This window comes from Allomuricauda sp. NFXS6, assembly GCF_040148835.1.
In the GTDB taxonomy this organism is placed as follows: Bacteria; Bacteroidota; Bacteroidia; order Flavobacteriales; family Flavobacteriaceae; genus Flagellimonas.
The window spans coordinates 301,472-316,088 of the sequence record NZ_JAGEMG010000002.1; the positions used below are offsets into that span (position 1 = coordinate 301,472).

General features: G+C 39.6%; 15 protein-coding genes. All 15 read right to left on the minus strand.

Annotated elements, in window-relative coordinates:
- Positions 1 to 47 precede the first annotated feature (47 nt).
- The 15 genes from J4E06_RS04600 to argB all read right to left on the minus strand — a co-directional run bounded on the left by J4E06_RS04600 (position 48) and on the right by argB (position 14,616).
- On the minus strand, positions 48 to 590 hold the full coding sequence (locus J4E06_RS04600; protein WP_349522869.1) for a 4'-phosphopantetheinyl transferase family protein: 543 nt from the start codon (positions 588 to 590) through the stop codon (positions 48 to 50).
- Positions 590 to 841 carry an acyl carrier protein gene (locus J4E06_RS04605; protein ID WP_349522870.1) on the minus strand — a complete coding sequence of 84 codons (252 nt, stop codon included), beginning with the start codon at positions 839 to 841 and terminating at the stop codon, positions 590 to 592. Before J4E06_RS04605 ends, J4E06_RS04600 begins: the two co-directional genes overlap by 1 nt.
- A gap of 17 nt (positions 842 to 858) precedes the next feature.
- Positions 859 to 2,133 (minus strand): beta-ketoacyl-[acyl-carrier-protein] synthase family protein, encoded by a 1,275-nt coding sequence (locus J4E06_RS04610; protein ID WP_349522871.1) that lies wholly within the window; start codon positions 2,131 to 2,133, stop codon positions 859 to 861.
- 326 nt (positions 2,134 to 2,459) lie between these two features.
- Positions 2,460 to 2,654, minus strand: coding sequence for a GIY-YIG nuclease family protein (locus J4E06_RS04615; RefSeq protein WP_349522872.1), 195 nt, complete (start codon positions 2,652 to 2,654; stop codon positions 2,460 to 2,462).
- Positions 2,655 to 2,720: 66 nt separating this feature from the next.
- Positions 2,721 to 3,158, minus strand: coding sequence for a 3-hydroxyacyl-ACP dehydratase FabZ family protein (locus J4E06_RS04620; protein WP_349522873.1), 438 nt, complete (start codon positions 3,156 to 3,158; stop codon positions 2,721 to 2,723).
- Between the two features lies 1 nt (position 3,159).
- Complete coding sequence (locus J4E06_RS04625; RefSeq protein ID WP_349522874.1) at positions 3,160 to 3,957, minus strand: enoyl-ACP reductase FabI; 798 nt, start codon at positions 3,955 to 3,957, stop codon at positions 3,160 to 3,162.
- Between the two features lie 56 nt (positions 3,958 to 4,013).
- Positions 4,014 to 5,066: a type III polyketide synthase gene (locus tag J4E06_RS04630; protein ID WP_349523034.1), complete on the minus strand. Its 1,053-nt coding sequence runs from the start codon at positions 5,064 to 5,066 to the stop codon at positions 4,014 to 4,016.
- Between the two features lie 86 nt (positions 5,067 to 5,152).
- On the minus strand, positions 5,153 to 5,863 hold the full coding sequence (locus tag J4E06_RS04635; RefSeq protein ID WP_067031778.1) for a methyltransferase domain-containing protein: 711 nt from the start codon (positions 5,861 to 5,863) through the stop codon (positions 5,153 to 5,155).
- Positions 5,863 to 6,993 (minus strand): NAD(P)/FAD-dependent oxidoreductase, encoded by a 1,131-nt coding sequence (locus tag J4E06_RS04640; RefSeq protein WP_349522875.1) that lies wholly within the window; start codon positions 6,991 to 6,993, stop codon positions 5,863 to 5,865. Before J4E06_RS04640 ends, J4E06_RS04635 begins: the two co-directional genes overlap by 1 nt.
- A 230-nt stretch (positions 6,994 to 7,223) precedes the next feature.
- The gene (locus J4E06_RS04645) at positions 7,224 to 8,879 is read right to left on the minus strand and encodes a serine hydrolase domain-containing protein (RefSeq protein ID WP_349522876.1); all 1,656 of its coding nucleotides are present in this window, start codon (positions 8,877 to 8,879) and stop codon (positions 7,224 to 7,226) included.
- Positions 8,880 to 8,950: 71 nt separating this feature from the next.
- On the minus strand, positions 8,951 to 9,751 hold the full coding sequence (locus J4E06_RS04650; RefSeq protein ID WP_349522877.1) for a helix-turn-helix domain-containing protein: 801 nt from the start codon (positions 9,749 to 9,751) through the stop codon (positions 8,951 to 8,953).
- A 12-nt stretch (positions 9,752 to 9,763) separates the two neighbouring features.
- Complete coding sequence (locus J4E06_RS04655) at positions 9,764 to 11,359, minus strand: M1 family metallopeptidase (protein WP_349522878.1); 1,596 nt, start codon at positions 11,357 to 11,359, stop codon at positions 9,764 to 9,766.
- 50 nt (positions 11,360 to 11,409) lie between these two features.
- Complete coding sequence (gene argH / locus J4E06_RS04660; RefSeq protein WP_349522879.1) at positions 11,410 to 12,693, minus strand: argininosuccinate lyase; 1,284 nt, start codon at positions 12,691 to 12,693, stop codon at positions 11,410 to 11,412.
- Positions 12,694 to 12,769: 76 nt separating this feature from the next.
- Positions 12,770 to 13,840 (minus strand): M20 family metallo-hydrolase, encoded by a 1,071-nt coding sequence (locus tag J4E06_RS04665; RefSeq protein ID WP_349522880.1) that lies wholly within the window; start codon positions 13,838 to 13,840, stop codon positions 12,770 to 12,772.
- The gene (argB, locus tag J4E06_RS04670; RefSeq protein WP_349522881.1) at positions 13,837 to 14,616 is read right to left on the minus strand and encodes an acetylglutamate kinase; all 780 of its coding nucleotides are present in this window, start codon (positions 14,614 to 14,616) and stop codon (positions 13,837 to 13,839) included. Before argB ends, J4E06_RS04665 begins: the two co-directional genes overlap by 4 nt.
- Position 14,617 lies beyond the last annotated feature (1 nt).

The window sequence follows — 14,617 nt, forward strand, 5'->3', positions numbered from 1 at the left end:
GCTTTTAGATTCATTAGATATCATGATGTTTGCAAATCTTTCAACAATCAGCCTATGGCGAAGGCACCGTAACATCCATGATGGGTTAAGCTAATATGGAACTGTTCTTTTCCGTTATTCAAGGTGGGAATGTCCAATTCGCTCTTTTGTAGCTGATAAGCGCTACCGACATAGTTCAACAGTCTTGTTTTTAGTTCTTCACTTTGGTCTTGTTGATCTACGGTTTTAAATTTTACAACTTTGGAACTCCACTTTTGTATATGCAGTCTTGCTTCGGAGATGATATAGTTTGAGGTTTCCTTGGTTTCAACATAAGATTGGAACCCCTTGAATTTTACGGTTCCGGAATTATTCTGAAAGGTACATTCGAATCCCTTGGGATCATAAAAACGCCTAGGATACTGTTGCGTGTATAATTTATACGAAGCCTCTTTCATGCTCCATAATCGCCAAACCATTTGAAATGGGTTTTTGGCATCCTGGATATACCGTTGTTCGGATTCCGTAAAAAGTTTATTCAAGAATCGTGGTCGTTCCCAATTTGAAGCAAGCTGTGCTTCATGAAGATCAACGATATCATTGCCGACCATTAGTTTTCAAGTTTTGAAGTAACAATGCCCATGGCAGACTTTACGTTCAGCATTTGCTCCATATCCTCATTTTCCAATCGAATATCAAATTCGTCCTCAATATCCAAAATGATATCCACAAGGTTCGCCGAGTTTATCTTGAGGTCCTTCACAAAATCCGTGTCTTCGGATAAGTTTTTGAAAGCCTCCTCATCTTGAATGTAGGGTTCAATTATAGGTTTTAGTTTGGCAATTAATTGTTCCTTCGTCATATTTTTTGAAATGTAAGTTACGGTATAAATTGCTTAAATAAAACACAGACATTCACATCTCCAAAACCAAAACTGGCTTTGGCCACTATATCAACATTGCCATTTATGGATTGTGTAGGGACTTTGGAAGTGGGTATCAGTTCCTTGATGTCTTCATGAAGGTCTTCGCAATTCAGGTTGGGCGCCACAAACTGTTCTTTGAGTTGAATAACACTGGCCACGCATTCAATAGCACCTGCTGCGGCCAAACAATGACCTACCAATGATTTGGTAGAATTGATGAAGGGGAAATCCCCATCTTTTCTCCCCAATGCCTTGGTCCAATTTTCAATTTCTAGCGCATCCTTGGAAGTAGCCGTAAGATGCCCATTTATGACATCTATTTCACTCGAATTTATTTTCGATTGCTTCAGGGCATTTTTTATACATCGTTGTACCGCCTCCGGATTTGGTGCGGTCAAGGTACCGCCTTGGCGTTGCCCGCCAGAATTGACTTCACCGCCAAGAACTTCGGCATAAATGTTTGCACCGCGTTCCAAAGCGGATTCCAAAGACTCCAAAACCAAAGCCCCTGCGCCACTCCCAGGTACAAAACCTGATGCCGAGGCGCTCATGGGTCGCGAACCTTTTTCAGGATCACCATTGTGTTTGTAGGTCATAACGCGCATGGCGTCAAACCCGCCCCAAACGTAGGGCCCGTGATCGCTGCAGCTCCCCACCAACATACGTTTGGCTTTTCCACTCTTAATCCGGTCATATCCCATTAAAACAGCTTCGGTGCCGGTGGTGCATGCGGAGGAATTTGTGGTAACCTGATTGCCCAGCCCCAACATACCCCCTAAATATGCGCTAACTCCGCTGCCCATGGTCTGGAGTACCACTGTGCTGCCCAAACGTCTTACCTGTCCATCATCGAGCTTGTAAATCGCTTCCCTGAATTTTTCCACACCTGATGTTCCCGTTCCAAAAATGAGTCCTGTCTCATAATCTAGCTCACTATCTGGATTCATATAAAACCCTGCATCTTTCCAGGCATCTATACCAGCTATACAACCATATAATATTCCAGAACTATTAAATCCTCGTAATTGTAAATCTGTAAAATATTTTGATTGTAATTCATTGGTAACATTGGGAATACCACCTATTTGACACGAAAAATTAAGGTCTTTTAATTGTTGATGAAAAGTGATTCCCGAGGTCCCATTTTTTAGGGCTTCCGTGAATTGTGAAATACCGACACCGTTTGGTGCAACTACTCCCATTCCTGTTATTACGACTCTGTTTTTCATTTTTTTAGACTACGCTTCAATATGCTCAGCATGACATTTAGTTCCTTGATTATCCATTATATGTTTCTCATAATTACAATTGATTGCTCTTATGTCAGTTTGAGCCTGTCGAAGACTTTCTCCTTTAATTAAATCGTTCTTTCTATGATACACTTCGCCAAGCTCAGTGTGACATATTACTTTTAGTCACATAATTACACGATGACTAATCTGGTTTAATTTTGTTTCCATGTTCTTTATAATTCTTTGAAAACTCAACCAAGTCAGTCCAGTTTTCTTCAATCAATGCTTTCTTTTTTCTGCGGGACCAACCCTTTATTTGTTTTTCAATCTTTATTGCTTCTGATGGATTGGTACATTGTAAAGACCATTTTCAGCTCTACGGGTAATCTTGTACTGGTATAATTGAACTTTCTATGTCCAGAGTTATGCTGAGTTATTCTGCGGTCTAAATCATTAGTCATACCGGTATAGTATGAATTATCCGAACAAAGCAATATGTATACATAATAAAATTTCATCTCAAAATTGTACGCTTCGACAAGCTCAGCGTGACAACGGAATCTTTTTTTGAAGGTTTAGAATTATTATACTTTCAACATTCCTGAAATTAATCCTCTTGCTACGAGTTCTCCGTCCTTGTTGAGCATTTTCACCTTACATTTTAATTTATTAAATCGAAACACTTCCTTTTCGGAATGCACGTGGACTTTTTTGCCGGGTAAAACGGGCAAATAAAAATCCATTTGATGTGAGGTCAAGGCTATTTGTAGATTTTCGGCTTTCATTAATTCATCTTTCATCAGGTAAATTCCTAAACAAACCAAACCAATTTGTGCCATACATTCAGTGAGTATTACACCTGGCGTTATTGGATTATTTTTAAAATGTCCTTCATAAAAAAACTCATCATCTTTAAATGTATAATGCCCCACTATGTTGTTTTCCGTGACGGAAACAATATCGTCCACAAACAAAAACGGTCTTTGATAAGGTAATAATGCTATGATTTCCGATGTCTTCATTTTAAATCAAATGTTCCCCTCCATCCACTGGAATTACCGTTCCCGTAATCCAAGCGGCTTCGTCCTTTGTTAGTAAATAAACCACGTTGGCCACATCCTCAGGGGTGGTCAAACGTTTATTTGGATTTCGTTTTAATGTATGTTTAATGATCTGTTCACTTCCGGGAATCATTTGTAAAGAGGTGGTGTCCGTTACCCCCGCTTGAATGCAATTGGCCTTAATTCCGTAAGGTGCAAACTCCAATGCTATATTTCGGGTGATGGCTTCCAGGGTCGCCTTGGCTGCCGAAACGGCGGCATAACTCTGCCAAGCCTTGGAATTGCCTTCACTGGTAAAACTTAGTATACGTGCATCTGCTGCGAACAATTGTGCTTCAAAAATTGATTTGGTCCAGTCGTACAAACTAATTCCCATAGCCTGTATGGTCAAGGTAAAGTCATCGTGCTGTAGTTCCGCTTTTTCGTCAGAAACCATAGGTTTTAGATTCCCTTTCGCAACACTGTGGACGAGTACTTTTATTTTTTGATTTTCGCCTAGTATTGATTTCAATTCTTGTACAATGGCCTCTCTTTTCTGTTGATGAAAAGCATCACTGTTAAAAGCCTTGAATCGTATTCCTTCTTGCTCTATTATTTTAAATTCTTTGGAAATAGCTTCTTCTTGCATTCTAGGATTACGGTGTACAACACAAATGTTCATGCCATGTTTGGCCAATTTTTTTGCCGTGGCCAAACCTAAACCACTGCTGCCGCCAAGTATCAAGGCCCAATAATTTTTATCTGTAAATTCTTTTATCATAGTTGTCTAAAAATGAAATGCTTCGACAGGCTCAGCAGGACAAAGTATATATTTTTTCACCACTCCAAAAGTATTCTCTGGGCGGAAAAACCTGGTCCAAAACTCAGCATAATTCCTTTATCTCCTTTAGGCAGTTGCCGGTCCATAAATCGTTCCAAAACATAGAGCACGGTAGCACTGCTCATATTGCCGTATAGTCTTAAAACTTCTTTTGTATCATTTATATTTTTGCCAAGAGCACCGAATAGGTCTTCAACCGTTTGAACAATTTTCTTACCTCCTGGATGAAACACCAAATGATCTATATCTTCAATGGTTAGGCCATTTTTCTCTAAAAAAGGATGGATAATATCGGGAAAGTGATCTGCTATGGTCTGGGGAACGGATCGGTCCAAAACCATTTGTAGCCCGGTATTCCTTAATTTAAATCCCATCATATGCTCTGCATCATAAAAGTGGTACATGGCTTCATCCTTGATTTCTGGACCAACCTCATCCTCGTGAGAGGATAGAATAACACTTGCACAACCATCACCAAATATGGCCGCACTCACAATGTTGACCATCGAGTAATCATCGAGTTGAAAGGTTGCGGTTGGCGACTCAACAGCAATAACAACAGCCCTTTTGTTGGGATTGGCCTTTAAAAAATTCTTAGCATATAAAATCCCTGAAACGCCTGCGGCACACCCCATCTCGGTTACTGGCAACCGAACAATATCCTGTTTTAGCTTTAGACGATTGATCAAATAAGCATCCAAAGAAGGAATCATGATACCTGTGCAACTCACCGTGATGATATAGTCCAAATCTGTTGGTTCCAAATTGGCTTTATCCAAGGCTTTCAACAAACTTTTCTCTGCCAGTTTAATGGATTCTCTAACGTAAATGTCATTTTTTTCTTCAAACGAAGTTTTTAAAAACACTTCCTCTGGGCTCATTATGGAATAACGCCTGTCAACAGCCGCATTCTCGAAAATCTTGAGGACTTTGCGTTTAAAACGTTCTTCTTGTCCTTCGAGCCAAAGTGCTACATACGGTAAAATATCTTTGGTTTCTCTGGTATATTTTGGAAGTTGCTTTGCGACCGATGTTATTCGTACTGCCATATTAATTTCCTGCATAGACAGGAATCTTTTTTGTTTCCTATTTTGAGACGCTTCTATAAGCTCAGCGTGACAATTTTTATTCTAAATTAACTCCTAATTAGCCATTGGTAGCGGAATGCCCATTTCCAACAAATTTGTGATCTAAGGTTCAGTTGCTTTGAAATGTTTTCTAATTCTTCCCGCTTAAATGCCCTTAAAATAGAGGTTAATCCATCTTCTACAATCATATGGTTGGAAATGACCAGGCCCAATAATTTAAATAATCCATAAGCAATGCTGTTGCGGTGTAGATCATTGATAACGATGCCAAGCTTTGTCTTTGATTGTATGGTTTTTAGTAGGGTATGGATTTCATCTTGATTCAAATGATGCAAAAACAAGGTGGAAAGCACAATGTCATAATCCAAACTTTGAAATTCATCGGAAAAAACATCCAGCTTTTTAAATGATAGTTCATCATACCCTTCAGATAATTCCACGGCATAGTCAATGGCATCTTGGTTCGCATCAATACCGATGAGATTGAACGAATACTTGTGTTTTCTCCCATAATCCGCAATCAATCTTAGTATATCACCATGACCACAACCTAAATCCACAATGGTATAGGTTTTATCTTTGGGTTGATTTTTCAGCAATTGGCGTAGGCCATCCAAGGTCACATGATTTCCACCAAGCCATTTATTTATTTTACCCAGCTTATCCAACGTATCTCGAAGCAATTCACCCTTCATGGAAAAATCATCCATAAGCTCTGTGGCATTGCTTCTGTATGTGGTGTCTACAAATAAGTTCATTAAACTTTCATGGGCTTTCCGTGTGTCATTCTAATAATTAGCGGTATCAAAAAAGGTGTGCTCCTTAAAACTACCAGTAATTTTGGTGCCAACCAATCTTGTCTGAATAAATAGGCAATGCCATGGCCGACTTTTAATCTAAAGCTGAACGTTTTGTTCCAGACTTTGGCATATTTTCGCTCTAATGCCGCTCGCGTATCTATTTTATTTTGAAGATAGTCAATAATAAGACCTGATGCTAATTGTGCACTCCGTATCGCCATAGCCATTCCGTTTCCACATAGTGGATGAATCATTCCTGCCGAATCGCCGCACATGATCATATGGTTCTCAATGGGATTTTTGGTCTCAAAAGATATTTGACTGATGGTCAATGGCTTATCGAATTCAATATTTGAATTCTGAAATAGCTCCTTTAAGACAAGGTTTTTAAATAAAACTTCATTTTGAAAGGCATCAATATCTTTATAACGCTTAAATGCTTCATAATTAGTGATGTAACATAGATTAATGTGGTCGTTCTCAACCTTGGACACACCACAATAGCCACCTTGAAAATTGTGAAGTGCAACCTTATTTTCAGGAAAATTACCAGACATATGAATCTTTACACCTAAGTATGGAGATTTTTTGGTGATAAACGAACGCTGCAAGGTAGTGTCCAAATTAGATCGTTTCCCAAAGGCACCCATGGTGATTTTTGAAGTAAAACTTTGACCTGATTTAGTTTGAACGCTAAAAACGTCATTCTCAAATATCACATTAATCACTGTATCCTTCAATACGGTAACCTTTTGCTTTAGTGCTAACTGATAAAGCTGAAAATCCATTTCGTATCGGCTCATTCCGAATCCGCCAAGGGGCAATTCAGCTTGTATGGTTTTGTTGTTGTGTGTGGTAAGTTCAAAATTGGTGATGCGCTTTGCCCCAAATTCAAAAGGGTTGAAGCCTAAATATTCCAAATAGGGCAAAACTTCGTTGGACACATATTCGCCACAGACCTTGTGCTTGGGGAAACTGTTTTTTTCAATGAGTAGCACCTTGAAATTATTTTGCGACAAATCAATGGCACTTGTTAATCCAGCCAAACCGCCTCCTATAATTATCACGTCAAATTGTTGGCTTGTCATTTATAGTTTTTGATCATGAACTACCCAAATGGTAAGCATCAAGTATTTATGGTTCTTAACAAGTAGATACTTGTTTTTCTGAAAGATGTGCTTCTCCTACATCTATTGCTGTTACAATTGCAGATATTGTTGATTTTACAAGAAATGGATTTGAGTTAGATGTTTGAATCTAATTCTTTTTTTGTTATAAATCAATTTAGGGCAGATATAGTTTTGACAACATAATGGATTCACTTTTTAAGATAAGGCAAAATATGCTTTTCAAAAATCAATTCGGGTTGTTGAGTTTTTCCGTTTGTGTAGTTTCCGGAAGTTATTACAGCCACCGTTTTTAACTCAGGAATCACAAAAATGTATTGCCCACCAGCTCCTCTGGCCTCAATAGAATTTATGGGTTTACCATTGACTTGATAGGTGTGGTGCCACCACAAATAACCATAACCATTTTTATCTGGTACATTTTCTAAATGATGATGTTCCTTAAACGAGTTGGCAACCCATTTTTTGGAAACTACACGCCTTCCTTTCCATTTACCCTTGGCAAGATACAGTTCGCCAAATTTCAACATATCTTTTGGAGTCAGATACATTCCGCCGCCAAAATACGGGGTGCCTTGCAAATCTGTTTGTATGATATAATTTGAGATGTTAAGTTTTTGAAAAAGGTGTTGGTCCATAAACAATTCCAAGGGGCCAGAAACAACAGAATCCATCGCAATGCCAAGTAAAAACGGATTTGCCGAACCATAATTGGCGGCTGTATTTGGGGTGTTCAGCATAGGGGCTTTTAATACTGTTTTCGCCCAATCATCAGTCGGCTGATAATGGTTCTCGGATGCCAATGAAGTTCTTTCCTGTGTATAATCATCAGCATCCAATCCGGAGCTCATCGTTAAAAGACTTTGAATATCTATTTTGGATTTTAAACTGTCTTTGAGGCACTTATATTTTTCAGGCAGAAAATCGAAGATGGATTGCTCTACGGTGGCAAATAACAATTCATCTTTAGCTATTCCTACTACGGCAGATGAAATGCTTTTGGATGCGGAACGCATATCGTGTGGAATATTTGCGTCATACCCTTGAAAATAGTTTTCATAAATCAATTTTCCATTTTTTGAAACTAAAACGGAATGGGTGTTCGGGTAAGAATCCTTTGCAATACGGTTTTCCATTTCGGTAAGCTCTAGCGTGGAGGTTTTATTTGGACTGGCAAAGCCGCCAATCTTCCAATCCGTTGTAGATTTTTGTAGGGCTATCTCAGTGAGCAAATTCTCTCCTAAAAGAACCTCTAAGTGAATATTATTTTTAAATAGCTGCCCTTTAAATTGAAGCCCGGTTTTAAAATCGGTAAAATAAATAACATCATTCTCTTTTTTAAAATTAGAACACCAGGTTCCCGTAAAACGATTGTCCCCTAAAATTGGATACGCTTGGTAATCATTACCTTTTCCATTTTCCACACTCAAATAAAAATCGAGTGACTTCAATTCATCTACCATCAATAGATTCCAAATTCCCGTGAAGGTATTGGCCTTGGATTTGACAAGTTTTATGTGATAAAGAAGTAACCCGGATTTGATAAACCCATTGATTTCCTTTCCATTTTCCGAAACTGTGCCTTCAAAAAAATAATTGTCGGAAAAAGAGATTTTTAATCCTAGAGAATTGGTTTTTTTAAACTTTTGATCAATGATGTTTCTGTGGTTGTAAATCTTGAAAACAGGATTTTCAGAATCCAGATTTTCTATAGCAACCTTTAGGTTGAATTCCTTTGTAGTCTTGATTTTTCCTTCCCAACCCCCGGTATAATTGGCCATATCTTGGCTAAAAAGACTAAAGGAAAGAAGTGCGAAAAAGGTGGTAGTGGTGCTTTTAAGTTCCATTTTTTGATTGATTCTTGATGAAGAAGCAAAGATGAAACTATATACAGCAGCAAAATTGTATAAAATTAACATCAGCTAATTTTTTTCAACAACGCTGTTGGGGTGGAACGATAAACCCGCTTAAAGTTTGAGATGAAATGACTCTGATCGTAGAAACCACATTGATAACAGATTTCTGTCATTGAAAATTTGTTGGAAGCAAGCAGGCAAAATGCTTTGTTCAGTTTTACCAGTCGAATGTAGTTGCCAAGGCTTGTTCCAAAATACCGGTTAAATTCCCTTGATAAATGTACTGGATGAATCTCCAGCGCTGAACTCAATCCTTTTAAGGAATGATCCATTTGTTCCTCAAGCAACAATTCTTTTAATCGATTTACCCAAGCTGGCTTTTGTGAACTTTCCTCTTTATCACTTTTTACAGCATTGAAAATAGCAATCAAATGATTGTCAATACTCAAATTTGAATAGGGGTCGTTTATTTTACTCTCAATGAAAATCTGGTTCATTGAGTTTTTGATTATGGGATTCTTTAAATTGATACTCCCTTCAAAATTGGACAATTCGATGTCAAAGTTGGAAAACCAATCTTCATTCATTTCAATGTGAAAACCTCGTGTGAATTCATTTGGTTTTATATTGTAATGTGCATCTTGCCAGTTATGGAACAACAAATTTCCAGGTGCTAAATAATAGGATTCTTTTTTATTGGATTCAAACAATTTGCCCTGAAGCAGATAGGTGAAATAGGGATTTTCGTGATAGTGCCAATCCACTTTCTCCTCGGTATACTCGGTATCGGTAACAATAAAGTTATCATAAGCCGATTTTTGATAATGTGTTCCGTAATACTCACCGGGTTCTAGCTTGTCCATTATTTTTTCAGCTTACAATTTGCCCATATTCTCGAACAAAGTCCATTCGTTGGGATCCAAAACAATGGAATCAGGTTGGTCCTTGGTTTCGATTGCGATATTTTGGTTGCGTTGGTTCACCTCGATTGTTTTGATGGTCAGTTTCCCATCTTTTACTATACCTATTTCCAAAGGAAATACAAATACGTGATGGTCTTGTAATTGCTTTATGTTGAGGTTGATGTTTTCATTGCTGTAATCCCAGTTCCATTGGATTTGAGGGTGGCCCTTAACAAACAACCATTGTTGAAAAAATGATTCCAAATCTTCTCCTGACACCTGTTCCATCATATGCCGAAAATCCTCGGTAAGTACATTGCTGTTTTGATACGTAGCGTAGTAGTTTCGGATGCCCTCCCAAAAAACGCCATCACCTAATCTGTGACGGAGCATGTTCAGTACCCATCCTCCTTTTTGGTAGGTGTTGGTACTCAACACTTTCATCGGGTCTTTGATGCTGAGGTCCACAATGGGAGCAGGATTTTTTCGGTAATAGTCAAAGATTTGCTGTTTATCGATGGCCAGTTCCTCTTTTCGGCGCTCATCGCCGTACACACTTTCCAAATACAGGATACAGAAATAGGTAGCAAAGCCTTCGCTGAGCCAAACATGGTTCCAGCTTTTTTCCGTAGCAGAATTTCCAAACCATTGATGGGCGATTTCGTGGGCAATCAATGGTTCCACAGTTTTGTTCCCCGTTACCGAATTTTCAAAATAAGCGATGGTGCCGGCATTTTCCAGCCCGCCCCATTGCGTCTTGGCTTGCATATTGGCCAGTTTTGCATAAGAATAAGGACCGATATGATCAATGAAGTAGTCGAACACATTTGCTGCAACGGTATAATCACCGAAACCTTCTAAACGGTTTTGTGGATATACCCAAGCGGAAACTTCAATGCCGTCAATGTTATCCACCAATCTTGAAGCAAATTCAGTGACACCGATGGTCATCACTTTAGTGGCCACCGGAGCAGGTTCGCTATAAATGGTGAGTTTATAGCCATTTTCAAGATTGCTTTCTTCCATTTTTTTGCCCGTTGCCATCACATCGTAGTGGTCTGGAGCAGTAATCTGGAATTCCACACTGGCTTTATCGTACGGATGGTCCACGGACGGAAGCCAATGCCGCGCCAAGTTGGGCCAATTGTCGCCAAAAAAGGAACGCTTCCCAAATTTTGTGGTGTCGATGACCAAGCCCTTTTCTGGAACACCTTGGTATTTGATGGTGTAGGTCTGGATGGAATCCTTCGAATTCTTCGGAACAATGCTGATTTTGTTATCGTTGTACGTATAGTTGGCTTGGGAACTATTTTCCATCACTTTGGTGACTTCCATACCAAATGCACCGTTTTTTTGGATGAGGTCCAAAGAGAAAGGAGCAGGGTTTTCTTTAAACAGAACCCTTACCTGTGTTTCTCCTTTAATTTCGTTGGATGCATCGTTCAAATGAAGACCAAAAACATAGTTTTGGATATCGACGGATTCATTTTTCGCATACACATCCTGTGCAAATGAAAATTTAAAAAAAGCACTACATAAAAATAAACCGAGTAAAATTCTGATGGACATAAAATCAAGTTGAAAGCCTTAGGCTTAAATTTCAACCCAATTTATCTATTTTAGGCCAAAACCTTTTCCATTTTCTTTTTTATCTGCTCCAAACACAGATTGCCCAAGCTGCCTTCGTGGGTGTGGTCAATATCCCGTTTGGGTTTAAAATTGCCATTTTCTATGGCTTTGCCCATAGTTTTGTAGGCATCGCGGAAGGGCATTCCACTTTTTACAAGCTCGTTCAAGGTGTCCACACTAAACAGATAATCGTACTTGGGGTCGTCCAAAATGTTTTTGTTGACTTTGATTTCTTTTAGGCTAAATGTCATCATTTCCAAACAGGCGTGCATATCTTGTAGTGCTGGAACAATAACTTCCTTCACCAATTGAAGGTCCCTATGGTAACCACTGGGCAAATTGTTCATGATCATGATCAATTGGTTCGGTACCGCTTGAATCTTATTGCATTTCCCCCTGATCAATTCAAATACATCCGGGTTTTTCTTGTGCGGCATAATGCTGCTCCCCGTAGTGAGCTCGTTCGGAAAGGAGATAAAATCAAAGTTCTGACTCATGTACAAACAAATGTCCATCGCCATTTTGGATAGCGTAGCGGCCACGCTGGATATTCCAAATGCAGTGGCTTTTTCCACTTTGCCACGACCCATTTGTGCTGCTACCACATTGTATTTTTGAGTGGCAAAGTCCATATCTTCTGTAGTGAAACTTCTATCGATCGGAAAAGAGCTTCCATAACCGGCGGCACTTCCCAAAGGGTTTTGATCGGTAACTTTATGGGCGGCCTGTACAAAGTATAGATCATCCACCAAGCTCTCGGCATAGGCAGAAAACCAGAGCCCAAAAGAGGAAGGCATTGCGATTTGCAGATGGGTGTATCCCGGCAGCAAAACATTTTTGTGCTTGTCCGCTAGTTTCATTAATAAGTCAAACAGTGTTTTTACCTGAGTTTTAATTTCGGTCAACTCATCTTTAAGGAACAATTGCATGGCGACCAAAACTTGGTCGTTTCGAGAACGGGCAGAATGAATTTTTTTACCGGTATCTCCCAATTTTTCGGTCAGGATAAACTCAATTTTCGAGTGCATGTCCTCGAAATCATCCTCGATGATAAATTTTCCCTTTTCAATATCCTTGGCTATGGCATCCAATGCTTTTACCAAGTCTTTGCCCTCTTCTTCTGTAATCAAACCTACTTTGCCCAGCATTTTGGCGTGTGCCTTGGAAGCGATCACGTCATATTTTGCCAATACTAAATCCAGTTCACGGTCGTTGCCAACGGTAAAATGGTCTATTTTTTTATCGGTACTGAATCCTTTGTCCCAGAGTTTCATACTATTCAATTATCAGTTGTCAATTATCAATAAACAATTGGTCAATGTAAATTGCTAATTGATCATTGTATTTTAGTTATTGCAAAAATCCCATAAGAATTTTAATGTAAATATCTATTCCTTCCTCTATTTCTTTTACAAAGATAAATTCGTTTGCAGAGTGGGAGCGTGTACTGTCACCAGGCCCCAATTTTACCGATTGACAGGTCAAAGCGGCTTGATCGGACAAGGTCGGGGAACCATAAGTTTTTCTACCCAAGGCCAATCCACTTTTTACCAAATCGTGGTCTGGGTCTATGGAAGATGAGTTCAATCGTAAAGAACGAGGCGTCATTTTGCACGGTGCTTCCTTCTGAAGGATATCCGCTATTTCCTGATTACTGTAACAATCGTTCACCCGAACATCAATCACCAAATCCACGTGGCCAGGTACTACGTTATGCTGGTTTCCTGCGCTGATTTGGGTTGTGGTCAGTTTTACTTCGCCCAAAGCATCAGAAACTTTATCAAAGGAATAATCTTTGAGCCATTGTAATACTTCAATGGTGTTGTAAATAGAATTATGGTCGTTGGGGTGCGCAGCGTGTGATGGAGTTCCCTCCACAACGGCATCAAAAACCACCAACCCCTTTTCTGCAATGGCCAAATCCATTAAGGTGGGTTCGCCCACAACGGCCACATCAATTTTGGGTAGTATGGGAAGCAAAGCGCGGATACTTTTTTCACCAGCATCCTCTTCTTCACCCGTGGCAGCCATAATTATATTATGACTCAGGTTTTCGTTTTCATAAAAATGAACAAAAGTGGCCAAAAGTGATACTAAGCATCCACCTGCATCATTACTGCCAAGTCCGTACAATTTACCATCCTCAATATGGGCATCAAAGGGGTCTTTGGTATAAGCACTGTTCGGTTTTACGGTATCGTGGTGTGAGTTGAGCAACAAGGTTGGTTTGCTTTCATCAAAATGTTTGTTGAACGCATAAATGTTGTTGTGTTGTCTTTTTGTTTCCACCCCAAATCCCTGTAGAAATTCCTCAATGGCATCCCCCGTTTTATCCTCTTCCCCTGAAAAGGAAGGTGTGCTGATAAGTTTTTTCAGCAGTTCAATGGCTTTTTTCGTTAATATATCTTGGTCGATTTTCATAAGGTTAATGTGGTATAATCTGAATTACCTGCTTCGAGCATAGTGGTGTTTCCTACGCAAACTTTGGATACCTTGTTGCGCAGGGCATAAAAACAATTGTGCATTTTGGGAAGCATACCATCCGCAATAATCCCATAGGCCAAAAGTTCGTCATACCCTTTGGAGTCAATATGCTGAATCACGGAGTTTTCGTCCTCAATATCTTCGAGCACTCCTTTTTTTTCGAAGCAATAGTAAAGAGTGGTTTCAAACTGGTCGGACATGGCAATGGCCAGTTCCGCCGCGATAGTATCGGCATTGGTGTTGAGCATTTGTCCTTTTCCATCGTGGGTGAGGGCACAGAAAATCGGCGTAAAGCCTGCCTGCAGTAGTTTAAAAACTCCGTAGGTATTCACCATGTCCACGTCGCCGACAAAGCCAAAATCGATATTTTTTTTTGGTCTTTTGTGTGCTAGAATGGCGTTTGCGTCGGCACCGCTCATTCCAATGGCATCGGTACCCAGAGATTGCAAGTTGGCCACTATTTTTTTACTGTATAATCCTCCGTATACCATTAGCGCTATGTCCAAGGTTTCTGCGTTGGTAATACGTCTTCCGTTTACCATTTTGGATTCCACCCCCATTTGATGGGCCAGTTCTGTGGCTTTATTTCCACCTCCGTGGACCAAAATTTTGTTGCCGTCCATTTTAGAGAACAGTCCCAATACGTGCTTGCACACCGCTGCGTCCTCTATTAGGTTACCGCCTATTTTCACTACGGATAATTTTTGTTTCATT